General features: G+C 59.5%; 25 protein-coding genes and 1 tRNA gene. 8 read left to right on the top strand and 18 right to left on the bottom strand.

Going from position 1 to position 26,691, the window contains the following annotated elements; genetic code table 11:
* From VK574_RS15210 to VK574_RS15195, 4 genes are all read right to left on the bottom strand, one after another.
* Positions 1-1,367, bottom strand: a 1,367-nt coding sequence (locus tag VK574_RS15210; protein ID WP_472800707.1) for a transglycosylase domain-containing protein, incomplete at its 3' end; no start/stop codon positions are given.
* Between the two features lie 261 nt (positions 1,368-1,628).
* Positions 1,629-2,828, bottom strand: a complete 1,200-nt coding sequence (locus VK574_RS15205) for a S41 family peptidase (RefSeq protein ID WP_472800706.1) — start codon at positions 2,826-2,828, stop codon at positions 1,629-1,631.
* Positions 2,829-2,989: 161 nt separating this feature from the next.
* Positions 2,990-3,613, bottom strand: a complete 624-nt coding sequence (locus VK574_RS15200) for an HD domain-containing protein (RefSeq protein ID WP_472800705.1) — start codon at positions 3,611-3,613, stop codon at positions 2,990-2,992.
* A gap of 95 nt (positions 3,614-3,708) precedes the next feature.
* Positions 3,709-3,785, bottom strand: a tRNA-Met gene (locus VK574_RS15195).
* 180 nt (positions 3,786-3,965) lie between these two features.
* Here VK574_RS15195 and kdsB point away from each other — a divergent pair.
* The gene (gene kdsB, locus VK574_RS15190) at positions 3,966-4,709 is read left to right on the top strand and encodes a 3-deoxy-manno-octulosonate cytidylyltransferase (RefSeq protein ID WP_472800704.1); all 744 of its coding nucleotides are present in this window, start codon (positions 3,966-3,968) and stop codon (positions 4,707-4,709) included.
* 185 nt (positions 4,710-4,894) lie between these two features.
* Positions 4,895-5,971, top strand: a complete 1,077-nt coding sequence (locus VK574_RS15185; RefSeq protein WP_472800703.1) for a bifunctional transcriptional activator/DNA repair enzyme AdaA — start codon at positions 4,895-4,897, stop codon at positions 5,969-5,971.
* A 306-nt stretch (positions 5,972-6,277) separates the two neighbouring features.
* Here VK574_RS15185 and VK574_RS15180 read toward each other — a convergent pair whose 3' ends face one another.
* The 3 genes from VK574_RS15180 to VK574_RS15170 all read right to left on the bottom strand — a co-directional run bounded on the left by VK574_RS15180 (position 6,278) and on the right by VK574_RS15170 (position 9,004).
* Positions 6,278-7,027: an SDR family NAD(P)-dependent oxidoreductase gene (locus VK574_RS15180; RefSeq protein ID WP_472800702.1), complete on the bottom strand. Its 750-nt coding sequence runs from the start codon at positions 7,025-7,027 to the stop codon at positions 6,278-6,280.
* A gap of 110 nt (positions 7,028-7,137) precedes the next feature.
* Entirely contained in the window at positions 7,138-7,485 is a 348-nt protein-coding gene (locus VK574_RS15175; protein WP_472800701.1) for an ArsR/SmtB family transcription factor, read from the bottom strand.
* Between the two features lie 586 nt (positions 7,486-8,071).
* Positions 8,072-9,004 carry an ArsR/SmtB family transcription factor gene (locus VK574_RS15170; RefSeq protein WP_472800700.1) on the bottom strand — a complete coding sequence of 311 codons (933 nt, stop codon included), beginning with the start codon at positions 9,002-9,004 and terminating at the stop codon, positions 8,072-8,074.
* Between the two features lie 53 nt (positions 9,005-9,057).
* Here VK574_RS15170 and ahcY point away from each other — a divergent pair, with 53 nt between their 5' ends.
* Positions 9,058-10,482: an adenosylhomocysteinase gene (gene ahcY / locus VK574_RS15165; RefSeq protein ID WP_472800699.1), complete on the top strand. Its 1,425-nt coding sequence runs from the start codon at positions 9,058-9,060 to the stop codon at positions 10,480-10,482.
* A 108-nt stretch (positions 10,483-10,590) separates the two neighbouring features.
* The gene (locus VK574_RS15160) at positions 10,591-11,487 is read left to right on the top strand and encodes a lysostaphin resistance A-like protein (protein WP_472800698.1); all 897 of its coding nucleotides are present in this window, start codon (positions 10,591-10,593) and stop codon (positions 11,485-11,487) included.
* On the opposite strand, the gene VK574_RS15155 is transcribed toward VK574_RS15160, so the two are convergent.
* The 3 genes from VK574_RS15155 to VK574_RS15145 all read right to left on the bottom strand — a co-directional run bounded on the left by VK574_RS15155 (position 11,479) and on the right by VK574_RS15145 (position 14,406).
* The gene (locus VK574_RS15155; RefSeq protein ID WP_472800697.1) at positions 11,479-12,072 is read right to left on the bottom strand and encodes a hypothetical protein; all 594 of its coding nucleotides are present in this window, start codon (positions 12,070-12,072) and stop codon (positions 11,479-11,481) included. The genes VK574_RS15160 and VK574_RS15155 overlap by 9 nt on opposite strands.
* Before the next feature lie 91 nt (positions 12,073-12,163).
* Positions 12,164-12,958, bottom strand: coding sequence for a glutaminyl-peptide cyclotransferase (locus VK574_RS15150; RefSeq protein WP_472800696.1), 795 nt, complete (start codon positions 12,956-12,958; stop codon positions 12,164-12,166).
* A gap of 140 nt (positions 12,959-13,098) precedes the next feature.
* A complete protein-coding gene (locus VK574_RS15145) occupies positions 13,099-14,406 on the bottom strand; it encodes an NCS2 family permease (RefSeq protein WP_472800695.1) in 1,308 nt (435 codons plus the stop codon).
* A 144-nt stretch (positions 14,407-14,550) separates the two neighbouring features.
* Here VK574_RS15145 and VK574_RS15140 point away from each other — a divergent pair, with 144 nt between their 5' ends.
* Positions 14,551-14,787 (top strand): hypothetical protein, encoded by a 237-nt coding sequence (locus tag VK574_RS15140; RefSeq protein ID WP_472800694.1) that lies wholly within the window; start codon positions 14,551-14,553, stop codon positions 14,785-14,787.
* A 115-nt stretch (positions 14,788-14,902) separates the two neighbouring features.
* Here VK574_RS15140 and hemB read toward each other — a convergent pair whose 3' ends face one another.
* From hemB to ygfZ, 5 genes are read right to left on the bottom strand one after another with little or no spacing between them, the layout of a single operon-like run.
* Complete coding sequence (hemB, locus tag VK574_RS15135; protein ID WP_472800693.1) at positions 14,903-15,892, bottom strand: porphobilinogen synthase; 990 nt, start codon at positions 15,890-15,892, stop codon at positions 14,903-14,905.
* A 27-nt stretch (positions 15,893-15,919) separates the two neighbouring features.
* Entirely contained in the window at positions 15,920-16,921 is a 1,002-nt protein-coding gene (locus tag VK574_RS15130) for a bifunctional riboflavin kinase/FAD synthetase (RefSeq protein ID WP_472800692.1), read from the bottom strand.
* Positions 16,918-17,724, bottom strand: coding sequence for an MBL fold metallo-hydrolase (locus tag VK574_RS15125; protein ID WP_472800691.1), 807 nt, complete (start codon positions 17,722-17,724; stop codon positions 16,918-16,920). Before VK574_RS15125 ends, VK574_RS15130 begins: the two co-directional genes overlap by 4 nt.
* A gap of 5 nt (positions 17,725-17,729) precedes the next feature.
* Complete coding sequence (locus tag VK574_RS15120) at positions 17,730-18,338, bottom strand: DUF1844 domain-containing protein (RefSeq protein WP_472800690.1); 609 nt, start codon at positions 18,336-18,338, stop codon at positions 17,730-17,732.
* A gap of 25 nt (positions 18,339-18,363) precedes the next feature.
* The gene (gene ygfZ, locus VK574_RS15115; protein WP_472800689.1) at positions 18,364-19,461 is read right to left on the bottom strand and encodes a CAF17-like 4Fe-4S cluster assembly/insertion protein YgfZ; all 1,098 of its coding nucleotides are present in this window, start codon (positions 19,459-19,461) and stop codon (positions 18,364-18,366) included.
* Positions 19,462-19,590: 129 nt separating this feature from the next.
* On the opposite strand from ygfZ, the gene VK574_RS15110 reads away from it, so the two are divergent.
* Both VK574_RS15110 and VK574_RS15105 read left to right on the top strand, forming a co-directional pair.
* Complete coding sequence (locus tag VK574_RS15110) at positions 19,591-21,315, top strand: hypothetical protein (protein WP_472800688.1); 1,725 nt, start codon at positions 19,591-19,593, stop codon at positions 21,313-21,315.
* A gap of 72 nt (positions 21,316-21,387) precedes the next feature.
* Complete coding sequence (locus tag VK574_RS15105) at positions 21,388-22,320, top strand: chitobiase/beta-hexosaminidase C-terminal domain-containing protein (RefSeq protein WP_472800687.1); 933 nt, start codon at positions 21,388-21,390, stop codon at positions 22,318-22,320.
* Positions 22,321-22,323: 3 nt separating this feature from the next.
* Here VK574_RS15105 and VK574_RS15100 read toward each other — a convergent pair whose 3' ends face one another.
* Both VK574_RS15100 and VK574_RS15095 read right to left on the bottom strand, forming a co-directional pair.
* Complete coding sequence (locus tag VK574_RS15100; RefSeq protein WP_472800686.1) at positions 22,324-23,391, bottom strand: AI-2E family transporter; 1,068 nt, start codon at positions 23,389-23,391, stop codon at positions 22,324-22,326.
* Positions 23,392-23,473: 82 nt separating this feature from the next.
* Entirely contained in the window at positions 23,474-24,241 is a 768-nt protein-coding gene (locus tag VK574_RS15095) for a TIGR00266 family protein (RefSeq protein ID WP_472800685.1), read from the bottom strand.
* A gap of 116 nt (positions 24,242-24,357) precedes the next feature.
* Here VK574_RS15095 and VK574_RS15090 point away from each other — a divergent pair, with 116 nt between their 5' ends.
* On the top strand, positions 24,358-25,500 hold the full coding sequence (locus VK574_RS15090; RefSeq protein WP_472800684.1) for a hypothetical protein: 1,143 nt from the start codon (positions 24,358-24,360) through the stop codon (positions 25,498-25,500).
* Positions 25,501-25,582: 82 nt separating this feature from the next.
* Here VK574_RS15090 and VK574_RS15085 read toward each other — a convergent pair.
* The coding region (locus tag VK574_RS15085; protein ID WP_472800683.1) for a glycoside hydrolase family 3 C-terminal domain-containing protein at positions 25,583-26,691 on the bottom strand (1,109 nt) is incomplete at its 5' end.

Genomic DNA, 26,691 nt, shown 5'->3' with positions numbered 1-26,691 from the left:
TGCGTGCCGGAATCCTGCTCGAGCGTGGCGCGTTCTGTACCGCTCTCGGTGGCGTCGGCGAGATGAACATAGATCACGTCGCCTGGTTTTACGAGGACATCGCCATAGCGCTGGCCGGTCCACGCCCAGTCCTGGGGAAGCAGAAGGACTTCGTTGGAGCCGACACGTGCACGTATCTGCAGCGGCTGTGCCTGCATGACGAGCGCATGCACGTAGTCACCGGCATGCGATGCGGTTGCCCAGTCCGCGTGCTTGTAGTCGTCGAGCGTGTCATCGCCGGAAAGCACGTTTTCGAGTTTGCCTTTCCAGCCGTGTCGACGCTCGTAGGCGGCGAGTCCATCGGTGAGAGCCTTGTTGGCGGTCTTCTGCAGATCGAGGTCGAGTGTGGTGTCGACGCGCAAGCCGGCTTCGTGTACCTGCTCGGCGCCGAATTTCTTTTCCAGTTCGCGGCGCACTTCTTCCTGGAACCAGGGAGCGACGGACATCTCCGGCTGATTGATATGAAGACCGAGGGGTGCGCGGCGCGCCTGCTCGGCCTGCACGTGCGTGATGACGCCGTCTGACTCCATCTCGCTAAGGACGAGGTTGCGGCGTCGCATCGCTTTCTCAGGATTGATAAGCGGAGAATAGGCAACCGGGCCTTTGGGTAATCCGGCAAGCAGAGCGGCTTCAGTTAGGTTCAGATCATTTGCATGCTTGCTGAAATAGAACTCCGATGCCGCCTCAAAGCCGTACATTCCGCTGCCAAGGTAAATCTGGTTGCCGTAGAGCGTGAAGATCTGCTCCTTGGTGAACGCGCGCTCGATCTGGATGGCAAGGTAGGCTTCCTGCGCCTTGCGGGCGGCGGTGCGGTCGGCGGAGAGGAAGAGATTGCGAGCTAACTGCATGGTGAGCGTGGAGGCTCCCTGGGCGCGCCCATGGGACCGGATATCGTGCCAGAGAGCTCCGGCGATGCGGAAGACGTTGATGCCCCAGTGAGAATCGAAATTCTTGTCTTCAATGGAGATCACAGCCTGGCGCAGGACAGGGGCGAAGCCGTCGTAGTTGATCACGATGCGTTTCTCGAGTGCGAACGAACCAATGACGCGGCCCTTGCAGTCGTAGAGGTCCGTCATGGTGGAGGGCCGGTAGCGCTCGAGGTCGTTGATCTGGGGCAGATTGACTGAGAAGACCAGCATCAGCCCGGCAAGCGAGCCGGTTAATACGGCGAGAAGCAGCAGAATGACGAAAGCTGTCTTACCGGCGATCTTACGCCGCCGAAAGAGTGGAGGCGGAACCGGTTCGGGCCGCAGTCGACGGCCGCGGCCAAGGCCGCGCGATTCAACCGAATGTGCAGGAGGGGCAGCCAACAGGAGCCTCGTCGGCACTCCTCTCGCTCCGGCCACAAGGAAAGCCGAACGGGGATGCCTCACCTCAAGGCTAGCACGCTTGAAGTTCAATTGCAGACGTGTGCGGAAGTCCACGAACCATGCCGTGCAAGCTTGAAAATCGCGATCCCGATTCAGGGTGACGCTTTAAAAAACACAAAGCGGATTCTTCGCTCACCACCCCCAAACTGAAGTACGTTCGGGGCCCCGTTCGCTCAGAATGACACGGCCGGCGATGGGAGGAATTTCAGACTGAGGACACTAGCTGTTTTTGGCCTTGAGAAGAGCAAGCGCCTTGTTCAGGATGTCGTCAGCAGGTTTCGGCTGAGGGTTGTCGGCGTCAACATCGTCGTCGGTGTTTTGGCCAACGAGAACTGTGGGTGCAACCGCCTCATCCTGAATCTTTTTGCCATCGGGGCCCTCGTACTTGGCCACCGTCAGCAGCAGAGCTGAACCGTCGGGCATTTCGATCGTCTTCTGTACCGAACCTTCGCCGAAGGTGCGCTCACCCACTACATCGCCGCGCTTCGCGTCTTCGATGGCGTCCGCGGCGAGTTCGGCCGCGCCGTATGTTCCACGGTTGACAAGCACTGCGACCGGCGCGCTGGTCAGGCATTTCGCCGGGTCGGCGCTGAAGGTCTGGCGCGGGAACTTCTGCCCCTCGAGTACGGCCAGCGTTCCCTGGTTGATAAACAGGTTGGCCAGGCGGATTCCCTGGTCCGCGTCGCCCTCCGAGTCATCGCGAAGATCGAGAAGAATCTTGCGCGTCTTACCGGCGCCCTTGATCTTGGCGGCAAGCTCATCCACCCGGGCCGCTGTTATCTCGCCGGGCTTCAAGTAGAGAATGCTGGAGTTTTCATACTGCTGCTCGCTCAGCGAGGGTGGGGAAACGACGGTGCGCGTCAACGTGATCTTGTCCGGATCGGGTTTGCGCGGACGGACGACCGAGAGCGAAAGCGTACTGCCCGCCTTTCCCTCGAGCATGAGGCGGATCACCGCCAGGGAAAGCTCACGCGTGGAGGTATCGCCGATGGACTCAATGACGTCGCCGTCCGCAAGATGCTCCCGATCGGCGGGTGAGCCGGGGATGACCGTGACGATGGTGGCGTAGCCGTAACGCTTGGAAACCATGACACCGATCTGGGCGACGCCCGTAGTGGGCCGGTCCTTGTAAATCTTGTATTCAGTGGGCGTGAGATAACTGGAATCGGCATCGAGCGATTCCAGCAGGCCATGCAAAGCGCCGGTGGTCACGGTGTTGATGTTGGGATCGGTGACGTAGTCACTCTGGATTCTCTTGAGGACCTCGGCATAAACATGCATCTGGCGGTAGGCGCCGTCTTGTTCGCCTCCGGCATGGACGCCGAACATGCCAAACTCGCCCAGCGCGAAGCCGAGGCCGAGGGCGGCAAAGATGGTTGCAGCTAGAACGAAGGTCAATCTCTGGAAGAATCGGGACACACGCACCACCGGTAAGGCCTCTAAGGGGAGAAGCAGGCCGTTAATCGTTAGACGCAATGATACCGCAAGCGGTGAACGAAGAACCCCGCCAGCGACGAATGGCTGGTACCGAAGGGTTGATCGGAATGTTAGAGGCGTGCCGGCCACCCGAGAGCGATTCGCTATAGAGGCGCTGCCTCGCCACTGGAGAGCTTTTCCAGGTTATCGACAACCCGCTCGAATTCCTCGACGATGCGGTTGGTTCCTGCTGATTTAAAAACTCTTAACAGCTCATGGAAGTACCAGATCTGCTGCTCGCGGCCGCGCTTGAAGCGCTTCCAGACCTCGGGTCCGATCACACGGTATTCGTCCAGCACAGTGCGCGCGTTATAGAGTTTGTCGGAGGCGGAGACGAGCTGGACGTCTTTTGGTTCGATTTTGAGGCGGTCGATGTAGGCCTGTTTACGCTCTTCCCAGCTCTCCTTCTGGCTCGAATCCTCGACGAGGGTGTCGGAGAGGCCTTCCACCATGCGGGCGACCTCAAGGCCGAAGTTGCAGCGGATATCTTCGAGCCTGGGAAGGCCGCCGTGGTCTTCGACAGCATCGTGCAGGAGCGCCGCAATGACCATGTCCTCCGTGACTTGGAATGGAACATGGCCGGCCTCACCCATCACCAGCGAGGCGACCCCGAGGAGATGCGCCATGAATGGGATGCTGGTGCCTTTGCGACGCTCAATGTGGAGGTGGCGGGCATACTCAACAGCGCGGGAGAATCTGTCAGTTAGGTGAAGTTGCTGATCCTTCATGGGTGCTACCTTTCAGTCCTTGGTGCGGGTTGGCGCGGGGCGGTGCTCTTCGACGGAATTCGTCGAGCGGAGATTAACAGGGATTTCAAATGATTTGGTGGCGGGAGGCGGGATCGAACCGCCGACCTACGGGTTATGAATCCGTCGCTCTCACCATCTGAGCTACCCCGCCAGGAGAGGCCTGCAGCCGGATGGCTGCTCCACTCTAGATGATACGGGTGGTTGAATTTAAGGTCAAACCGTTGCAAAGAGCAGCGGTGCCTTCGGCGCCAACGGTCTCTCTGCCCTCGCGACGCGAACATGCCTGCACGGCTACTGATGGAAATGGCTTGGTTCTTGTAGACTCGCGTGCATGAGCAAGTTACGGATCGCGGGGATTATTCCGGCGCGGCTTGGGTCGACCCGCCTGCCCCGCAAAGTGCTGCGCGAACTGGCCGGTCGCCCGATGGTGGAATGGGTGTGGCGCGCGGCTGCCGGCAGCGGGCTGATGGATCCCGTGGTGGTGGCAACAGACTCCGATGAGGTGGCCGAGGTGTGCCTTGCACGGGGAGTTCCGGTGGCGATGACCTCACCCAACTGCGCCAGCGGATCGGATCGCGTCAGGGAAGTGGCGCGGCAGATCGAAGCGGACATTTACGTCAATATTCAGGGTGATGAGCCGACGCTGACACCGGCCTTCTTTGCGCCGCTGATCGGATTGTTCGACCGCCCGGAGGTGCAGGTTGCGACCCTGGCGGTGCACTGCCCAGCGCTCGATATCAACAATCCGAATGCCGTAAAGGTGGTAACGGCGCTGGACGGCAAGGCGCTGTATTTCTCGCGCGCGACCATTCCGCACGATCGCGACCAGGAAGGATTTGCCGGGTATCGCAAGCACCTCGGGATTTACGCCTACCGGAAGGCGGCGCTGGAAAAATTTGCGGAACTGCCGCCGGGGTGGCTCGAATCCGTGGAGAAGCTGGAGCAGTTGCGGCTGCTGGAGGCGGGAATCGATATCTACGTGGCAGGAGCGCCGGCAGACACAATTGGGGTAGATACGGAAGAGGATCTGGTTCGGGCGGAAGCGGCCCTGATGAGCCGCGACGGCGGCTCATAGTTCAGAGTTTGGAGTTCTCAGTTCTTAGTTCGTAGTTGGGAGTTCTTAGTTCGCAGTTGTCACCCTTGGCGGTCGGCACCTGCCTCTCAACTATGAACTGCGAACTCTCGACTTTGAACTGCTTTATTTGAATTGCGCGCAAGAATCGGAGTGTACGCGAATCGAACTTCGGCGACGATGAATCCATGAAGAACAATGTTCAATTCGCAACGATGGATCCGGCAGTGAAAACATTCGACGAGAATCGCGCGTGGGAGCAGTTATGTGAACGCGATCGCAGCGCGCGGTTCTTCTATGCCGTAGAAACGACGGGCGTGTTCTGCAGGCCGGAGTGCAAGAGCCGGCGGCCGCTGCGAACAAACGTGCGGTTTTTTGAGACCACGGCAGCGGCGCAGGCTGCTGGGTTTCGGCCCTGCAAACGCTGCAAGCCCAGTACCACTGCGTGGGGCAGACCTTTGGATAAAGTTCGTGCTCATCTAGAAAGGAATCTCGAACGCGCCGTATCGCTCGCGGAACTGGGACGCATCGCTGGCATGAGTCCGTTTACAGTGCAGAGGACGTTCAAGCAGGAGATGGGTGTGAGCCCGCTGCAGTATCAACGGTCGTTGCGCGCGAGCAGGCTGCGCGACGCTTTAAAACAGAGTGGGCGCGTGACCGACGCTATTTATGAGGCTGGGTTTGGTTCGTCGAGCCGGGCATATGAAGGAGCGCAGCTAGGCATGACACCTGCACAATTTGCCAGGGGCGGCGAAGGCGAGCGCATTGGCTGGTGCTCCGCACCTTCTCCTTTTGGTCGAGTGATCGTGGGTTCAACCGAGCGCGGTCTATGCTGGCTGTCTCTGGCAGCAACGGCGGAAGAGGCCGAAGGGAGTCTGCGCGCGGAGTTCCCTGCTGCCGAACTGCGCCGGGACCCATCGCTCTCACGGCTGGTGGACGCGGCGTTACAGATGGTGCGCGATGGCTCGGACTTGTCTCGAAATCGCGGGCTGGAGGGGGCTCTCGATCTGCGCGGAACTGTTTTTCAATTGCGCGTGTGGCAGGCTCTGCGGCATATTCCGCGCGGGGAGACGCGGAATTACAGCGAGGTTGCGCGGGAGATGGGCGAACCGAATGCGACGCGCGCTGTGGCGCGGGCTTGCGCGATGAATCGCGTAGCGCTTGTTGTCCCATGCCATCGGGTTGTGGGGGCGAGTGGCTCGCTGACGGGATATCGCTGGGGAGTGGACCGGAAGCAAAAGCTGCTTGAGGCGGAAAGAGGATGACGCGGTATCCCAGCCGTTTCACATTTTCAACATGTTCCGTGGCGATGCACTCTGAGCCATGCACCTTCCTGCTGGGCAGCGTCGGCCTTGTATCGCCATGCTGCCCCTTTCGAATGAGTGTCGTCGCACGGCTTGCGGCTGAATAGAGGAATGCGGAAAAGATCGCCTGCTCTCGCAGCAAACAATGATATGGCTGCGATTGAAACGGTGGAGACAATGCCGTGGATCATGCGTAGGGTCCTTTGCTGAGTGCAATGATGGTGCGCATTCCGGACTCCGTTAGTTGGAGCCGGAATGCGATTTCATTTACAGGCGGTTGCCGCCGGCGGCCTGAATGGCCTGACCGTTGACCCAGACCGCATCGTCAGACGCCAGAAACGCGGCGATGGTCGCGATGTCACCGGGCTGACCAATGCGGCCGAGCGGTGTTTCGGCGATGATTTTCTGATGAAAATCGGAGCCGATGAAGCCGGCTGCGTGGACGCCTTCGGTTTCAACCATGCCGGGATTCAGCGAGTTGACGCGGATCTTGCGCGGCCCCAGCTCCTGCGCCAGAGCGAAAGTGGCTGAATCGACTGCGCCCTTGGTGGCGCTATAAACCGCCGCAGTGGCAACGCCGCCGGCCGCGACCGATCCGATGTTGATGATGCTGCCGCCTTTGGAATCGAAGCTCTTGAGAGCCGCCTGCGTGGTCAACAGCAATCCCAGAACATTGACGTTGAACTGCTTGTGGAAGTGCTCCGGAGTAACGGCTTCGATAGGGGCGAAGTCGTAGACGCCTGCGTTGTTGACGAGAATGCTGATGGGACCGAGCTGCTTGACGACGGAGTTGATGAGCGGCCCGATGGAATCGGGATCAGCCAGATTTGCCTGCACGGCGATGGCTTTTCCGCCCGCCTGCTTGATTTCATTGACGATCTTATCCGCGCCGGACTTGCTGCCGGAGTAGTTAACTGCGACGGCGGCGCCCTGCGCTGCAAGCTCAAGTGCAATGGCCGCGCCAATGCCCTTCGATGCTCCAGTTACCAATGCGACTTTGCCCTGAAGTTTGCTCATAATCTCTGCTCCGGTCGACCTGTCATCACTTCGACATTTCGGCAACTATCGAATTGATTAACGAATAGCGAAATGGATTCAGGATGATTGTGGAAATCTTTTTGGAGGTGTCAGCGGCCGGGGCAGGATGTGGGGCTTAGGGACTGCAGGCTTGCTGCAAGAGCGTCAAGAACACCGGGCTTGATGGAAAGAAAGTGGAACTTTCCTTCGCGGCGCACATCGATCAACCCGCTTGTTTGCAGCTCCTTGATATGGTGGGAGAGCGTTGCCGGTGCGATGGCAAGAGCCTCACGAGCATTGGTACAGCCAAGCGGACAAGAGGACTTGGCGATACGCTCAAGCAGTTCGAAGCGCTTGGGGTCAGCGAGGGCTTTGAGGAGTGCGGTGCGCTGGGCGCGGGTTAGGCGCGCAGCTCTAGCGGAGCGGTCGGGGGTTGCGGTTCCTTGCGTAGGTGACATGGAAATGCGCTCCGGCTATTGGATGCAATGGTAGCGCAGCCGGCTTCCGTCAGCCCACTCGTGCTGAGTCTCACCCTTTGCGGCGCGATTTCTTCAACCAACTTGTCAGATGAGCCTTCAGCGATGGCGTCGGTGCGGGCGAGCACATCGATTCTTCCCGTTCAGGCAATGCTAATGGAAAATCGCAGTTTTCGATTCCGACTCGTTTTTGAATCTCTGGATCGGTGCCGGCGTATCGATGACAGCCGAGTTCCTGGCTGTCGAAAATCGCAAACGCTTGCTGAAATTCAGCCGGCGCGGACGGTTGCTTCTTCCAGCGACATTGCGGAATCTTCTCCGCGGTCCATCCGACTAGGTCCGGCGCTACAACTTGCGGAACACCGCAGGCAGTGCAGCAGTTGCTGTCGACGTAGAAGTCACCCGGGGCAGATGTTGGTTCTGGAACACGAAGTAAAGGTTGAACCATCTTAAGTGCGACGCGCCCGTCAGTATCGATCGGCCTACTAAGCACCCCAAAGCGTCGGAGACGATTGCGATTTAGGGGCGAAAGCCAAATGTGTTTCATGGAGCGTTGTCCTTATTGAATCTAGTCAGGCTTGTGCGCCACGGCCAACAAAGTCTGGAAGTGCGGCGGCTCGGTTTCCTTCTGCAGGACCGATGTTTGAACCTTCCCAAATCCGGCGCGATGGAGCATGGATTCAAGTTCGGCTTCGCTGAAGCCCAGCCACTCGTCGGCATACATCTCGCGCGCTTCTTCAAAGCGGTGCTTCGCGAGATCGAGAATGGCGATGCGGCCGCCGGGACGAAGAATGCGGATAGCCTCAGCGATGGCGTGCTGAGGGTGCAGCGCGTGATGCAGCGACTGCGAGAAGAAGACGAGATCAACTGCTTCGTCGTCGATGGGCAGTTCTTCCATATCGCCTAAGCGATAGTCGATGTTTTTGACATGATGACGGCGGGCCTGCTCGCGGGCAAACTCGATCATCTTCGCGGAAGAGTCGATGGCGATGACTTTTGTGGCGTTTTGCGCGAGGAGGAGTGAGAAACTCCCGTCGCCGGCGCCGAGGTCGGCGATGACCATCGGAGGCATCAGGCGGAGCAGGGCTTCGGCGAGGCTCTTCCACGATTTGCCGGGAACATAATCCTTGCCGAGGCGGCCGGCTACGCTGTCGAAGAAGGCGCGCATCTTGTCCTGGCGTTTTTTAACGACGCGGCGGGCGGTGGTTTTGTCGTGCGCGGCTTCAGGAATCTCGCGTTCGGCGCGAGCGAGCAGGTCGGCCAGCACGTCGTTTCCATTGCCGGTGGTCAGACGATAGAGGCTGTTTTTGCCGATGCGGCGGTCTTCAACCAGGCCTGCCTGCTTGAGCTGCGAAAGATGCGTCGATATCGTGCTTTGGCCCATGACCAGGATTTCCTGCAACTCCGCCACGGAAAGCTCCTCGGCCTTTAAGAGCAATAGAATGCGGAGCCGGTTGGGATCGGCTACAACGCGGAGGATTTTCACAATTGACGTGGCCATGGGTTTCTGGTACATATCAATATATCACGATGCGTCGATATAAGGAGAACTGAATGGCTTCCTCAACCCTCGAACTGACCGAATACAAAGTTGCAGATCTTGCGCTGGCCGATTGGGGCCGCAAGGAAATTTCAATTGCCGAACACGAGATGCCGGGCTTGATGGCGATCCGCAACAAGTACTCGGCTGAAAAGCCGCTGAAGGGCGTGCGGATTACCGGTTCGCTGCACATGACCATTCAGACCGCGGTGCTGATTGAGACGCTGGTCTCGCTGGGCGCGGAAGTACGCTGGGCGAGCTGCAATATTTTTTCGACGCAGGATCACGCGGCAGCAGCGATCGCGGTCAGCGGCGTGCCGGTGTTCGCGTGGAAGGGCGAGAGCCTTGAAGACTACTGGGATTGCACCTACAAGGCGCTGAGCCACAAGGGCGGCAAGGGACCCGAGATGGTTGTGGATGATGGCGGCGACGTGACGCTGCTGATTCACAAGGGCTATGAACTCGAGAACGGCGACAAGTGGGTCGACTCGGCTTCAGGCAACCACGAAGAGCAGGTGATCAAGGACCTGTTGAAGAAGGTCTATGCCGAAGACAAGCAGCACTGGCACAAGGTTGTGAAGGAATGGCGCGGAGTTTCTGAAGAGACGACGACGGGCGTTCACCGGCTCTACCAGATGCTGGAGAAGGGTACGCTGCTGGTTCCGGCCATCAACGTCAATGATTCCGTAACCAAAAGCAAGTTCGACAATCTCTACGGCTGCCGCGAGTCGCTGGCCGATGGCATCAAGCGCGCGACCGACGTGATGGTCGCGGGCAAGGTTGCGGTGGTTTGCGGATACGGCGATGTGGGCAAAGGCTGTTCCCACTCGCTGCGCGGCATGGGCGCTCGCGTGATTGTGACCGAGGTCGACCCGATCAATGCGCTGCAGGCGGCGATGGAAGGCTTTGAAGTCACCACCATCGAAGACACGCTGGGACGCGGCGACATCTACGTGACCTGCACGGGCAACGTGGACATCATCACGCTCGCGCACATGAAGAAGATGAAGGACCAGGCGATCGTCTGCAACATCGGACACTTCGACAACGAGATCCAGGTCGACTTGTTGAACTCCGAAAAGGGCGTAGAGAAGCTGAATATCAAGCCGCAGGTGGATAAGTACCACTTCCCCGACGGACACGAGATCTTCATGCTGGCCGAAGGGCGGCTGGTAAACCTGGGTTGCGCAACGGGCCACCCGAGCTTTGTGATGTCGAACAGTTTCGCCAATCAGACGCTTGCGCAGCTTGACCTTTGGAAGAACAAGGACAGCTACAAGATCAACGTCTATACGCTGCCCAAGAAGCTGGACGAGGAAGTTGCACGCCTGCATCTTGAAAAGATCGGCGTGAAGCTTACGACGCTTTCGAAGAAGCAGGCTGACTACATCGGCGTGCCGGTGGAAGGGCCGTACAAGCCGGAGTTTTACAGGTACTAGTTTTCAGTCTTCAGTTGTCAGTTTTCAAGGGCCGGGAGAAATCCTGGCCCTTTGTTTTTCCCGATAAAGATGATGCCATTCGAAAGCATCGTGCCGTAGCATGGCGGGATGAAACCGCTGGCTAAACAGATACTGACGTTTCTTTGCCTGGTGTTTTTGTTCAGTTCCCTTCCCAATTTTCTGATGATCACATCGGGCCACATTGGCTCGGGCAATGGACTCGTGGTGCGGCTGGTGATGTGGTGCCCGACTGCGGCGGCGCTCGTTACGTGTCTGTTGTTTCGCATCGATGTGGGTACGCTGGGATGGAGCTGGCGGCCCATGCGCTATGAGGCGCTTGGATACTTCCTGCCGCTGCTCTACGCGATCCCGGTGTATGTGATCGTGTGGGTCGCTGTTCCCGGGTCTTTCGCGCTGGCGGCATTTGAGAAAGCAGCCGCTGGTTCGTTGAGCCTGCCTTCCTCGCCGCATCTCGCGACGTTCGGGCTGATGATCCCCATGCTGGCAACGCTTGGCGTAATCGGCAGTGTGGCCAATGCGCTGGGCGAAGAGATTGGATGGCGGGGATTTCTGCTGCCACGGCTCACGGGACAGTTCGGATTCACGGTGGGCTGCCTCGTGAGCGGCGTGATCTGGGCTGCGTGGCATTATCCGGGACTGCTGTGGTCCGACTACAACGCAGGGACCAAGCCTGCCTATGCGCTGACGTGCTTCACGCTGATGGTGATTGGCGATTCATTCATCATGGGCTGGCTGAGGTTGAAGTCGGGAAGCCTCTGGCCATGCGCACTTCTCCACGCCAGCCACAACCTGTTTATCCAGGCAATCCTTGACGAGATGACGGCGCCAGCCGGGCGAACGCTCTACTACACGACGGAATTTGGGTGCGGACTGGTTCTTACGGTCGGTGCCGTTGCGGCGTATTTCTGGACCAGGCGGGGAGAACTTACCGGCACAGAGCGCGCTCGAATCGAAGCGCCCGCCGCGGCCAGAAGTTCAGTTTGATTTGCGCTTCCCGGAGAGACGATTCCACACTCGCCAGGTTGCGCTGTGCATCAACTGCGTCTGTTCCGTTTTCAACGCGGCGTACGAGTGTCTGACGTAGATGTCGAACTCCGGCGGCCAGCCGATGGTGGAGCGGCGCTCAGAGTAATCCCCCTCAGCCCAGCGGGCAAGTACTGCCTTGTAGCCGACGACGTGGGTGACGAAGTCGAGCAGGCACTGCGGCATGCGCTCCTCGACGATCAGGTGCGCCTTTTCGATGATGACCCGTTCGCGAATATCGTTCAGCGGCATGAAGATGGTGTTCATCCACAGCGTCCACTCCTTCATCTCAGAGTCGAGGATGGGATCGCTTTTCTCCTTGCCCTGGCGCTTGAGCAGCGAGCGGTAAGCGATGTTGCCGGCCTCTGAAGCGACATAGAGCGGTCCATAGAACTCGTTGATGCGCTTGTTGACGAGATCGAGCTTGTCGCGGCGACGCGCAAGCATGTGGGTGCTCAGCGATGTAATGAAATAGCCACTCAGCGCCAATATCACGGTAAGAATGGCCGCGTTCTGCAACACCGTGGGAACCGACAAGAGGTCCATGCGAAGTCTCCAGCCTCGGCGGAAAGTATACGCGTGGGTTTTGACGGCATTCAGTGATCTCTGACAGAGATGCGAAATGGTTCCGTTTTGGCTATTTGATATGCCGAACGGGGACGAGCTTTGCCTTTTCGGGAACGAGCGTGATCTCGAAGATCTTCGGCCAGAGCTTGCCGGTGACAAACAGGCGATTGTGCGCGGCGTCGTAAGCGATTCCGTTGAGGACGGCTTCGTCATTGGAGAGCTGACTGCGCGGCATCAGGCCCTTGAGATCGATCCAGCCGATGACGCGGCCTGTTGCCGGCGAGATGCGTCCGATGTGGTCGGTATGCCAGATGTTGGCGTAGATCTCGCCATGAATGTATTCGAGTTCGTTGAGCTCAGTCACCGGTTTGCCGCGATCCGTCACGGTGATGCGGCGAACTTCCTTGAAGGTCTCGGGATCGAAGAAGCGAAGGGCGGATGTGCCATCGCTGAGGATGAGCGACTTCGCGTCGTGCGTCAGGCCCCAGCCCTCCCCATCGTAGTGAAACGTGCGGAGCAGGCGAAATGTAGCGCGATCGTAGACAAAGGCGATGTGCGATTGCCAGGTGAGCTGGATCAGCGTGTTTTTCCAGTCGGTGAGACCTTCGGCGAAGTATTGATCGGAGACAACCTGCATGCGCTGGATACGTCCCGTTTCGAGGTCTTCTTCGCGCAGCGTGGATTGGCCCTTGATGCCGGTGCTTTCGTAGAGGTGGCCGTCGACGTAGACGAGGCCCTGGGTAAAGGCGTGCTGGTCGTGAGGATACGTGTGGACGATGCGGTAGGTATCGGCGGCGTGCACCAAGGCGGTCGCGATCAGAACGGAAGCACTCGCGATTACGCGGTATGAGATGAAGAGACGCATTCGATTCGATTCTATCTACCGGACCGCAAATGGACGCCTCGTCTGTGCTGCAAACATCGAAAGACAACCGCAGATGTTTCGACTCCGGTCGCCGTCGCGACCTCCGCTCAACATGACAGTTTGGTGGTGTGTGAGATCGCTTAGCCTGCGCCCAGATAGACGAAGCGGAGCGCGAAGAGCAGAGCGAGGATGTAGAGCAGCCAATCCTGCTTGCGCCAGTTGCCGGTGGCGAGGTGGAGCACGGCCCACGCAATGATGCCGAAGCCGAGGCCGTTGGCGATCGAGTAGGTTAGCGGAATGAGGATCAGTGTGAGAAATGCGGGAACCGCGACCAGCGGCTCGTGCCAGCGGATCTCGGTGATGGTGGCGAGCATCATGGAGCCGACAAGGATGAGCGCCGGTGCAGTAGCGGCTGCGGGGACAATGCCGACGAACGGAGCCGCGGCGACGGCGACAAGAAAGAGCAGGCCGGTAACGATGGCGGTGACACCTGAGCGACCACCTGCGGCAACGCCGGCGGTGGATTCAACGTAGCTGGTCACCGTAGAGGTGCCGGTGAGCGATCCGAAGATGGTTGCTGTGGCGTCGGCAAAGAGGATGCGGTTGAGGCGGGGGATCGAATGATCGGCAGCGATGAGGCCGGCGCGCTTGGTGACGGCGACGAGGGTGCCGAGATTGTCGAAGAGGTCAACGAAAAAGAAGACGAAGACGATTTCAAGCAGGCCCTTCGAGAGTGCTCCGCGAATGTCAAGTTTGAAAGCGGTCTGCGCAAGGGCCTGAATGCCGCCGCCCTGGTTTGTCCAATGCACCATTCCGAAGGCCCAGGCAATACCAGTGGTGACCAGCACACCAATCAAGATGGAGCCCCGGACCTTCTTGATTTCGAGCGCGACCATGAGGGCAAGCCCGAAGAGCGCGAGCGCCGTTGTAGGGTTGCGGACGTTGCCGAGGCTGACGAACGTGGCCGGATCGCTGACGACGAGACCGGCGTTGCGGAACCCGATGAACGCGATGAAGAGGCCGATGCCGCTGGCGACGGCTGCGTAAAGCTCATGGGGAATCGAACGCAGGATCATCTGGCGAATGCCCGCCGCGGTGAGCGCGAGAAAGATCAGGCCGGAGAGAAAAACCGCGCCCAGAGCCGTCTGCCAGGGGATGTGCATCTTGAGACAGACCGTGTATGTGAAGTAGGCGTTTAGACCCATGCCGGGAGCGAGGGCGATGGGATAGCGTGCGACAACCCCCATCATGATCGAACCGAACGCTGCGGAGAGACAGGTGGCAGCGGAAACTGCCGGCAGAGGAACGCCGGCCGCCGCAAGAATGGCAGGGTTGACGAGCACGATGTAGGCCATCGTGAGAAACGTCGTTACGCCCGCGAGGATCTCGGTGCGCCAGTTGGTGCCAAGATGCTTGAATTCAAAATAGCGTTCAAAGAATGCGAGCATTTTCAGTGGTCATAGAAGAGCACATGCGCAGGACATCGCAAAGCAATTTATGCTGGAGCCATGTGGATCGAGGCCTCCGAATGGTGCGACGTCGAAGTCCGAGTGCAGGACCGCCCAAGCGGTTCTTGATACGATTGAAAATCCATGGAGAGAGAATCCAGATCCGGCAGGACTGTACTGCGCGCCGTCATTGAGATGGCGTTCATCATCTTTCTCTTCTATTCGAATCTGCTGATGGGCGAGTTCACGGTTGCCAACGGGCAGGGCAAGACGCTGTCGGCCGCGGTCTACGACATTTTCACACTGACCAATTTCCTGATTGCGCTCGTATCTGCCGGAATCGGATACGTCGTGTTCGAATATTTGCGCAGGAAGTTCTAGACGGGTTGGAATTGGAAAGAAGCAGATTCTTCGCTCACCACCCCCGAACTGAAAGACGTTCGGGGCCCCGTTCGCTCAGAATGACATCGCAGACTTTTATGCGGTTGACTGCTGTTTAGAGCAGTTTTGCGGCGTCCTTGGCGAAGTAGGTGACGATGAAGTCGGCGCCGGCGCGGCGGATGCCGACCAGAGACTCGAGCATGGTGCGATCGCGCTCAAGCCAGCCCTTTTCGAATGCAGCCTGCAGCATAGAGTACTCGCCGGAAACTTGATAGGCGCCGATGGGCACTTCAAAGTTCTCGCGCGCGGCATGCACCACGTCGAGATAGGGCATCGCCGGCTTCATCAGGATCATGTCGGCGCCTTCTTCGAGGTCGAGGTCGATCTCGCGCATGGCCTCGCGCAAGTTGGCGCCATCCATCTGGTAGCTGCGGCGGTCACCGAATTGTGGAGCGGAGTCGGCAGCTTCGCGGAACGGGCCGTAGAACGCGGAAGCGAATTTCGATGCATAGCTCAGGATCGGCGTATTGCTGTTGCCGTCAGCATCAAGGGCTTCACGGATTGCCTCTACGCGGCCATCCATCATGTCGCTGGGAGCAACGATGTCTGCGCCGGCTCGGGCGAGGCTTGCACCGGTGCGCGCGAGCAACTCGAGCGACGGATCGTTGTCGACGTCGTAGCCGCCACCTTTTGTCTGAATAACGACGCCGCAGTGGCCGTGGCTGGTGTACTCGCAGAGGCAGACGTCGGCGATAAGCACGAGCTTCTTTGCAGCAGCACTTTTTTTGATTGCGCGCAGGCCCTGCTGGACGATGCCGTTGTCGTCCCAGGCGCCGGTAGCCTTTTCGTCCTTGGTGTCGGGAAGGCCGAAGAGCAGCAATCCGCCAATGCCGAGGGCTGCGGCCTCTTCGGCTTCGCGCACAGCCTGATCCACGGAGAGATTGAAGACGCCGGGCATGGAACTGACCGGATTGCGCACGCCCTCGCCGGGACAAATGAAGAGCGGATAGATCAGGTCGCCGGGATTGAGCGTGGTCTCGCGCACCAGCGCGCGAAGCGACTCAGTGCGACGCAGGCGGCGCAGGCGCATTTCAGGAAAAGGCATGCATAAATTGTAAGCCAGCACGGATTGCTACCGGCGGGATGAATCCCCTTGACGAAGCGCCGCGAGCTTGAAATACCGCCGAGCGCGGGCCACGTCCTTGAATATCTGGGCTTTCAGGGCTTCGGTGGAGGGCCACTGGATCTCGCCGCGCAGCCGGGACAGGAACTCGAGATAGAGCGGTGATTCGTCAGAGAGATCGACCGGCTCGAAGTCAAGGATGTGGGTTTCGACGCCAAAGCCCACCCCTTCAAAGGTGGGACGGTTGCCGACGTTGGTTACGGATTCAAAGCATCGGTCGCCGATGGTCAGCCGCGTGACGTAGACACCGAATCCGGGCAGGAGCCCTTCATACGGTGCGAGGTTCACCGTCGGCACCAGGAGCTTCGTTCCCACGCCGCGGCCTTTGGCCGGATGAGAATGCACGCCGAAGACGCGCCCCAGCATCCAGCGGGCGCGGCGCACGTCGCCAGAGGCGATAAGGCTGCGCACGGCAGAGCTTGAAACCTCCATGCCGTGAACACGCACTGCGGAATGCACCTCTACAGTGAATCCAGAATCCTTGCCGAAAGCACGGAGTTCGTTCACGCCAGCTTTGGCGCCGTGCCCGAAGCGGAAGTTGCTGCCTTCGTGAATCCCGCGCACGTGGAGCACACCGACGAGAACATCGCGCACAAATTCGTCAGCTGTCATGTGGGAGAGAGCTTCATCGAAGCGCAATACGAGAATCGCGTCGACTCCCGTCTCGGCCAGAAGCCTCAAGCGCTCGGGCAGGAAGGTGACTAGCTTCGGCGCCTCGTTGGGACGGAGAAACTGCGCGGGATGCGGATTGAACGTGATTGCGATGGAGCGCATTCCGCGCGCCTGTGCCTCTGCGGCCACCGTCCTCAATATTTGCTGGTGACCGCAGTGCACGCCATCGAAGTTGCCGATGGCCGCGATCGACGGGCCGAAGTCGCGCGGCACCTCTTCGAGCGAGCGAAAGACGCGTGCAGCCGTGCCCGAATCTTTTTTGACTGTGTCGGGTGTCATGCGCTCGCACCTTCCAGTTCGATGGGAAAGCTCAGGCCGTCGTAGGCCATCCGAATATTCTCAGGCAGTTTGGAATTCGTCTCTTCATGGCCCAGCTCATGTGCGATGTGCGTCAACCAGGTGTGTTTCGCGCCGATGCGCCGCGCCCACTCCACCGCCTGCTCCACCGTGGCGTGGCTGGGATGCGGTTTATGTCGCAGCGCCGAGAGCACAACGTGATCCAACCCTTCGAGCAACGCAAAGCTTTCGTCGGGAATCGCGCTGACGTCCGTGAGATAGGCCACGCGTCCGAAGCGAAACCCGCAAATCTCCTGTTGCCCGTGCAACACCGGCACGCGCTTGAAGTCCACACCGAAGACGCACACGCGTTCATGCAGCGGCTCGATATGAACCCGGGGGCGATTCGGATACGTTGCTTTCGGAGAGAAGGTGTAGTCGTAGATGCGGCGCAGTGTCTCTTCAGTCTCGGGCGAGGCGTAGAGCGGAATATGGCCGCCTTCGCGAAAGACTGTGAAACTGAGCGGCCGCAGGTCGTCGAGTCCGAAGATGTGGTCGGCATGGCCATGTGTGTAGAAAACGGCATCGACGCGCGTGAGCTTGTTGCGCAGGGCCTGTTCGCGAAAGTCGGGGCCGGTGTCAATCAGTACCACGCGATCACGCATCCCGTCGTGCCATTGCAAAAGCACCGAGGGACGCAGGCGCCGGTCTCGCGGATCGGCCGACGTACACACCGCGCAGCCGCAGCCCAGCGTGGGAACTCCCATGGAAGTCCCGGTGCCCAGAAATGTCAGCCGGCCTTCCATTTCCGCTAATGTTTTTCCGGTTTAGGGGGAGGAGGAGCCTGCACGCCCTGCAGCGAAATCATCTTCGTCAGCTCGAGGAAGGTCATGCGCAGTTCAAACAGAACCGTCTCCAGCATGCGCGTTTCGGTGGGTGTCAGATTGCCCTTGGTTTTCTCTTCCACAACGCCCAGCAGGTCGATGCTCTGACGCGCTCCGATAATATCCACACGCGGACGCTGGCCTTCAGGGGTTGCCGCGCCCATCTGCATCAACGCAGAGAGATACAACTGCTGCACGAGGTGTTCGAATTTGATCGGCGGCTGCGCCCCCATGGTTGGATTCTGTGCACGCAGCAGGTCTTCGACACGCTGCGCCGAAGCTCCATACGCCGTCGCCTGCTCACGCATCTCCTCAATCGACGGAGGCGGCGGCATTTCAGCGGCAAATTCATCGTCGGCCGAAGGCGCTTCTGTCGCGGGTGCCTCTTCGCTGTCGGTTTCGACGAGATGCGGCCCTTCCGACTTCGTTTCAGGCTCGGCGGCGGGTTCCGCGGCCGGGTGTGAAGAGCCTTCCTGCTCCTCATCCTTCTTGATTTTGCGGCGATCGATCACTTCAAATTTTGGCGTGTCGCTCATAATCCAACTTTCCAGTCACTCTCGATCATAAAGCCGGCGGCTTATCCAGGATTTTTGCGGTGCCGGCAGTTGCGCCCGCCACGTAGGTCAGGGGCTGATTCTTGACTTCTGCCTCGCTGCGCACCATGCCCAGAGCCACGCGGCGAGTGCCACCATCCAGCGAGAGTTCCGCGGCGCTCGTAATCGCTCCGACGGGAGCGCCCTCGAGAAACAGCTCTGCTCCGGCATTGGCCATCGGGCCCTCGAGTTCGAGCTGGCGCATATGGCGGTGTACGTTGCCGCGCGAGTGAATGCGCTCAACGATTTCCTGACCCAGGTAGCAGCCCTTGCTGAAGTGCAGAGCGCGCGTCTGCGAAGTTTCCTGCGGCAGGTCACGCTCGGCCATGTCGATACCGTAAACAGGAATTCCCTCTGCCACCCGGAACGCGTCCAGCGCGGCCGTTCCCACCGGGGTCGCGCCCGCGGTCGAGAGGGCCCGCCAAAGCAGCGTTAGTCCCGCGAGCGGGGTTGCAATCTCAAAGTGGTGAGCGAGAGTGCCGTAGCTGCGGTAAATCTTCAAATCCAGCCCGTTCCACTCCACGCGCTGCCAGGTCATTGACTCGGTCGGCACGGGCAGCCCCAGGCGCGCCAGCACTTCGCTCGCCTGCGGTCCGGTCAGGCCCACTGTGGATTCCGCCGTGGCATCGTGTGCGACCAGTTCGACATCATCCATGATGATGAAGCGATCGAAGTGTGCCATCAATTTGTCATACTGGTCGGCCGCGATCGCCAGTTCGAGCGCATCGCCTTCGCGCCAGACCGTCATGTCTCCCTGGATGCGGCCCTGTGCGTTGAGCACCAGGTTCCACGCTCCGCCGTTTTCGGGCAGATCATTCACGGTGTTGGTGACCATTCCGCTTAACCAGCGGAAGCGGTCTTCGCCGCGGACACTGACCCGGCGCATCCAACCAAGGTCGTGCGCTGCGGCGGCCCGGGCGAGTGCCTCTATTTCGCGGGCTGGCACGTCAAATTCACATGGGGTAAGCACACCGCGAAACTCAGACACCCGGGGTGCATTGGGGATTAAAGCAAGTTGTGTGGCAAGCTGTGTTTGAAGAACGGTTACGGCAAGATTTTCGGTCATAGGGGAGCGTTTCACGAGCACGGCGCACAAATCTGAGGAAACCTCGCACGGCAGTGCATCCTGATTATAGCCTTGAGATTAGATGCTGGACCTGCCTGCACGATCATCCCGGGAACCCAAGGAGAGAGAATGAGCAAGGACTATCAAATCAGCAAGATGGCCCGTGGAATCCTGAGTATCGCAGCGGTTTTCTGCATGGCGGTTGTGGCGGTGATGGCCCAGGCACCCGCGCCCCAGGCTCCTCCATCTTCTCCCGCTCCGTCAGGGAAACCGGATGCGCAAGTGCCAGGCAAGGCCAAGCCGGGATCTGCGGACGGGGGCGAAACGCATATCACGCCAGAAGAGGCGAAGGAACTCTTCGGCCTTGTGGATCAACTGCTCAAATTCTCCTCGCAGGAAACCGGATTGCCGATCAAGAGCGACGTCAAGCGCCAACTCACCACTCGGGCGGAGGTCGAAAAATACCTCGTCGAAAAATTCAACGATGATGAGGACGCCAAGCGGATGCAGCGCAGCGAAATCGTCCTGAAGAAATTCGGACTACTCGACCGTGATTTCAACTTGAAGCCCTTCCTGCTGGACCTGCTCAAGGAGGAGATCGAAGCCTACTACGACCCCAAGACAAAAACCGTGAACCTGCTCGACTGGATTGCGGTGGACGAACAGAAACCCGTGCTCGCTCATGAACTGACCCATGCTCTGCAAGACCAGCACCTCGATCTGGACAAATGGAGCGACCAGACGCCTTCCGAGGTCTCCCACAGTGCCTCGGAGGACAGCGATCATCTCGCCAAAGATGAGCTCGACACCGCCCGTGAAGCCGTGACCGAGGGGCAAGCCACGGCGGTGATGTTCGACGAACTCCTCAAGCCCATGGGCAGAAGCCTTATCAAAGACCCCGAGATTGTCGATACCATCAAGCAGGACATGGGGGGATCAGAGAAGTCGCCGGTTCTGGCACGCGCGCCCCTGCTGCTTTCTGAATCCATGCTGTTTCCATATCGCGAGGGACTGAGCTTTGAGCAGGATTTGTGGATGGACCGCGGACAGGCAGCCGCGTTCACCGGTGCGCTCGACCGTCCGCCGTCGTCCTCCTGGGAGATCATGAACCCCCGGGAATATGAAAAGGGACACGTGTCGGCGATTCCCTATCTGCCTGATATTCATCCGCTTGTCGACAGCACGTATCGACCTTATGACATCGGCCAGGTCGGCGAACTCGACGTGCACATCCTCACCGGGCTTTTTGGGGGCGATAGTGCCGCGCGCGACCTGACCCCAGCATGGGATGGCGGGATCTACTGGGCGGGCCAGAGGCTCAGCGCCACGACACCGGAGCAGCAGGCCAGCACCAGGTCCATCTCGCTTTTCTATCTCTCAGTCTGGAAGAACGAAGCCTCGGCACAGGCATTCGCCCATCTGTACTCCGATGAACTGGGCCGCAAATATTCCGGACTCAAGGTCGACAAAGCCGCATCCGGTGCCTCCGGTCAAGCTGACGGAACCGTGGAGCAGGTCTACAGCACAGACGAGGGACCGGTCGTCATCACCCGGCGGGGGAAGATGGTGTTTGTATCTGAAAGCTTCGACCTGCCGCAGGCGCGCAAGCTAGCCACACTCATTCTGGGTTCGCAAGGCAGCGGCCCCCTCCAGTCCGCATCCCTGGGCCGACCGGACGCTTTGCCGGGCTCCCACGAACTGACGGACGGAAACGTTGCACACGAGACATTGACGGAGCCGGTGGTGCATTTCCTGTCGAATTGCGGTGTGATGAAAGCGGCGGTCGATGCCGCAGTCGATGCGGCCCTCAGGGCCTCGTACCCAAGGGATCAGGTTCCTTTGGGTCGGAGGTAACTGCAGTTTAGGCTTGAAATCGCGGTTCAACTCTGCTGTTCTGTCATTGAACCCCCTCATCGGAGGATGTGTATGAAAGTCCTTCCTCTTTTCGCATTGTGCGCATTTGCAATCGCGCGTGCCGCAAACGGACAGGCCTTTGGAGAGTCGATCCAGCTCAGCCAGCCAGCGGTTCACAAAACCGGCGCGGCCGCCACGGTGTCTCCCAGCCCACTGAATTCGCGCACCGGCCTGCCGCAGCAGAGCGGCGTGCAGGTGGTCAACGACATGTATCGGGGTCTGCCCGATTGCCACTGCGCGCAGCCACCGATGTTTTTGCCCAGTCCGCGAGAGATCCCTGCCGGCACGCCGGTGATCCTTTCCAGTCCCAGTCCCAATGCTGTGATCTATTACACGATCGATGGATGGACGCCGACGGAGTCGTCGGCACAATACCGCGATCCCATCCTCGTTAACGGACCGATGCGTATCCAGGCCTACGCCCAGGAGCCCGGCAAAGGCCCCAGCCCCATTGTGGCGGCGTCTTACACCATCAGCGGTGCCGCTGTGCCGCTTCCCGTGAATGCCGACGTCTCAGGGTCGACCGTTACAAAGGGTACGCTGCTTCGGATGCAAACCGGGAACCGCGTCTCATCCGAGACGGCAAACCCGGGCGACCATTTCTATCTGCTGCTCGATCAAAATCTCGTGGTGAATGGAAAGGTTGCCGCTGCCCGCGGAATGTCAGTCGAAGCCGTAGTCACCTCAGTAGAGCATGCTGGTCAGAACGGAAGATCCGGGATCATCACCTTCCACCTGACGGACCTCAACGCGCATGGTGTGAGCGTTCCGCTGAGCGGATCGTTCACGCTGGTCGCGCCCGATATCGGTTCGCAATTGAATCACATCTCGGACACAAGCATGGTTCACGTCGCCGGTCCTCTGCCTCCCGGCAATGAAGCGAAGATCGAGCCGGGTATGATGCTCACCGCGTCGGTTGCAGCCGATGTGGCGATGACACCATAGCGACTAAGGCGGGCTCTCTCCGCTCGCCGTCGCGACCATTTCCTCGGGTTCCTTCTGCACCAGGTACTCGTCGATCAGCACCGAGACCAGCACCGCAGTAGGAACGGAGACGATTGCGCCGAGGACTCCGCCGAGATCCGAGCCGACCAGCAATGCGATCAAGATCGACAATCCCGGCAAGCCTACCCGCGTACCCATGATGCGGGGCACAAGGAAAGAGTTCTCCACCTGAATCCACACCAGGTAGAAGATTGCGATACCTAATGCGCGGCCCCAGGAGTCGATGGACGCAACCAGCAATGTCAGGGCGATGCTGACAGCCGCTCCTATCACCGGAATGATATTCAGAAGCCCGGTCAACACTCCCAGCGCGTATGCGTAGCGAACGTGGAGTGTCACGTACACAATGGTGCTGGCCATGCCGAGAATGAGCATCAGGCTTCCCTGCCCCAGGAGCCATTGCCCCATGCGTACTTCGGCGCGCTGCAATGCGGCGTCAAGCCGCGGCCGTTTCTCTGCCGGGAAAAACGAAAGTGCCCATCGATACGCGACGTCGCCTTCCAGAATGAAATACACCGTCAGGATCAGGCCCATCGCGATGCTGAAGATTGCGCCCGCCCAGTTCTTGATGGAGAGAAGCACGTAGGTCGCGGCATTGCTTATGAAATCCTGGACCTTCGTACTGATCTCGTCCGTATTGACCTGGTCGGCAAACGGAATCCGTTTCAGCTTGTCGAGGAAAGCCGGCAGACGCGTCGGCATCTCCAGTGTGAACTCGTGCAGGTCGCGAATGACAGGCGGAAACGCGAGAAAACCAAATGCCGTCAGAGCGCCTACCACAGCCAGCAGGAGGATAAGGATGGCGCGTCCCTTGAAAGGCCGCCATCGCCCCACCTTGAAGCGGGACGTGGCGCGTACCACCGGCGTGAGAACCACCGCGGCCAGCGCGCTCACATAAAGCAGAAGCAGCACGTTCCGCAGCAACCACGCCAGGTAGCAGGCTATAGCCAGTCCGAACGCAAAAGCGATATCCCCGCGCAGATCGCGGCTCCTGGTCTTGGATTGATTCATCACTGCGTCTGTCTCTTTGCTAATCGAAGGCTCCCGCGGTTCGTGCGACACCGTTCTAGCTTGTTATTCCCTGATCCCTGTTTTACTGGTCTCCGCCGAGGATAGACCCGAGCACGCCGCCTAAGACCGCGCCGGTCGCAGTATTGCCAACCGCCCGGCGATCCGTACTCGGGAGGTACTCGCTTATCTGATGCGCCAAGCGCGAGATGGGCAGCGTCTGCAGCCACACGGATCCCGGCCCGGTGAGGACTGCGAGAAAGATTCCGTCACCGCCGAAGATCATGTTTTTGATGCCGGGAACCATCGTGATCTGGAATCCCATGGTTGCCTGAAATGCGCCCACGTGACCTGGATGCACGAGCAACACTTCGCCGGGGGCAAGATTCTTCAAGACCAGTTCTCCCGATAGCTCAAGCCATGCGGTACCGATGCCGCCGATGCGCTGCAGCAGGAAGCCGCTGCCGCCAAAGATTCCCGCGCCCAGCGACTGCTGAAAACCGACGCTGATGGTGACCTGTGGTGTCGCACACAGAAAGCCGTGCCGGTGCACCATGAACTCCTGCCCCTGGCCTACCTGCACCGGCACGATGTGGCCTGGGACCTTGGTGGCAAAGGAGACCTCGCCGGGATACTGCACGGCGCGGTACTCCGTCATGAAGAGGCTTCCGCCGCCGGCTACGCGCTTCAGAACGCCAAAAAAACCACCGCCGCCGCCCATCTGGGTATGGGTAGTCATCTGGATCGAGCCAGTCATCCACGAGAGCTCTCCGCTTTCAGAGAAGACGCTCTCATTGGGGTCAAGTTGCACATCGAGAACGGGCATGGTGGTGCCTTGAATCCGGGTCTGCATGCGGACCTCCTGTCGAGACAGTGTACCCGTTCAACTACGCTGGACAACCTTGATCTGTTCCCGCCCGCCTCCGGGTGAGTACAATGGCGGCACCGCATTCCCCGGAGGACACATAGGTGAAACGCTTCGTATGGCTGGTTGTGATTCTGCTGATAGCCTCGCCCGGATGGGCAGCCAAAAAAATGACCGTTGGACAACTCAAAGACCTGCTCGCCGCGGACCAGAAAGCCCAGAAGTCCGATGCTGACGTGGCCGCCGAGCTTAAAGACATCGACCTGACCGATGAGCTTACGCACAGCATGATGGATAGCTTCAAGCCGCTCGTTCCCGGCCAGCTCACTACCGAGCAGCTATTCGTGCTTGAGATCCGCAGCGCCGTATTGCCGCCGCCGGCCAGCGAAATCCCCGCTACAGCGGCGCCCGATGCAACCAAACAGAAAGCCATCCTCGACAAGGCCACCGACTACGCAACCAAAACCTACGCGCAGATGCCTGCCCTTTCCGCGAGCCGCACGCTGCGCCGCTTTCAGGACAGCGCACATCAGGACCAGCCCGCCCCTGGAACGCACGGCAGCCCCGTCCTCGCTGCCACCTACACACCAATTCGGTACACCGCCTCTGACGACGCTTCCGTCACGTTCAAGAATGGCGTAGAGGTAAATCCGCTGGCAGGCGAGAAAGCGCATTGGGGCGAAAACAGCATGATTGCGCTCCTGGGCCCGGCGCCCGATCCCGGCACCGTGCTGCAGGAAGCGCAGGCCGCCGGCAAGATCAGCTGGCTACGCTGGGAGACGATCGCAGGGCACGATCTGGCAGTCTTCTCCTACTCCGTCGACAAGAAGAAGACCCACTACGCCGTGAACTACTGCTGTTTTCCCGAGACGAGCCAGGTAGGACAAGTGGCGATGCGCGGGCAAGAGTCTGCTGGCGGCGCGGGAAATTACCAGACCAGTGCAAACTGGAAGGACTTCAAATCGACAGAGCCATATCACGGACAGGTTTTCATCGACCCGGAAACCGGCGTCATCTACCGTCTGATCACCCAGGTCGAGTTCAAGGGCTCCGACCCTGTGAAGACCGAGAATCAGCGCATCGACTACGGAGTCGAAACCGTCGGGGATAAGAAAGTCGTGGTGCCGGGCTTCGTGACCATTGACACGGTCGAACAGCCCTTCCCCGATTCACCGCAGGGACGCTACATTCTGCGTCACACACTATTCACTGAAAACTATTCCGGGTATAAAACCGCGGGAAGCTAAAGCAGAGTCAAATCGAAACACAAAACGAAGCCCCAATTCCTTTGTGGATTTGGGGCTTCCGTATTTCCGTTGCCGCTTCTCCCTACTCGACGATCTTCAGCTTCGTCTCTGCCGTGGCCAGCGAGCTGCCTCCCACCCAGATGTCGTAGGTTGTCGGTTCAACCGTCTTTTTCAGGTCCACGTTGTAGAAATTCAATTCATCGAAGCCGAGCGGGAAGGTAACGTGCTTCGTCTCCCCCGGCGCGAGCGTCACGCGCGTGAAGCCTTTGAGTTCACGCACCGGCTGTTCCACGCTGGCCTCGGTATCGCGAATGTACATCTGCACAACTTCTGTACCTGCGACGCTGCCGGTGTTCCTGACGTCGACGCTCATCGTAACCAGCGGCCGGTGATCGTCCGCGACCTCGCGTGCGGGAATCTCTGCGCGATCCACCGTTGGATTGCCATAGCTGAAGCGCGTGTAACTGAGCCCCCATCCGAATGGGAACAGTGCAGAATTCTGCTCGTCCACATATCGCGAGACGAATTTCTCAGCGGCGTCACGCGGTAGATGGCTGAGATCGCCGCGAGCAGGTCTCCCTGTTGGCGTTTGAGCGTAGTACAACGGTTCCTGCCCCACCGCGCGCGGAAAGCTGGACGGCAGCTTGCCGGATGGATTCACGTCGCCGAACAACACATCCTCCACCGCCGGACCCGCTTCGATCCCCGGGCTCCACGCCTCGAGAATCGCCGGAACATGCTCGGCAGCCCACTTCAGTTCGAGCGGCCTGCCAGCCAGCACCACCAGGATCACCGGCTTTCCCGTCGCAACCACGGCTTCCAGGAGCTTCTCCTGGTTGCCCGTGAAGCCAAGATGTACGCGGCTGGCGGCTTCGCCTTCCATCCAGTTGGTTGGCTCGCCAAGGGCCAGGATCGCTACGTCGGCCTTGCGCGCCGTCTCCACCGCCTCGGCGATGGCCCTGCTGTCATCCGGCAATGGCTGGTTCACACTCGCCGCCGGCCCGGTGAACGTCACGCTGTTTAGAACGTTCTCGTCCTCGCCCGAAAGCAGTCCGCAGCCCTGCGCATACAGCAACCTCTCTCCCAGCCGCTCACTCAGTGCCGACTTCAGCGTGATGACATCTTTTTTGTCTCCAGCCACAGTCCACGCGCCGAGCAGATCGAGAGCATCATCGGCCATCGGCCCGATCA

The sequence above is a fragment of the Occallatibacter sp. genome (assembly GCF_035317045.1).
GTDB lineage: Bacteria > Acidobacteriota > Terriglobia > Terriglobales > Acidobacteriaceae > Telmatobacter.
Note: the sequence above shows the minus strand (reverse complement) of the source record. Positions and strands in the feature narration are given on the sequence as shown.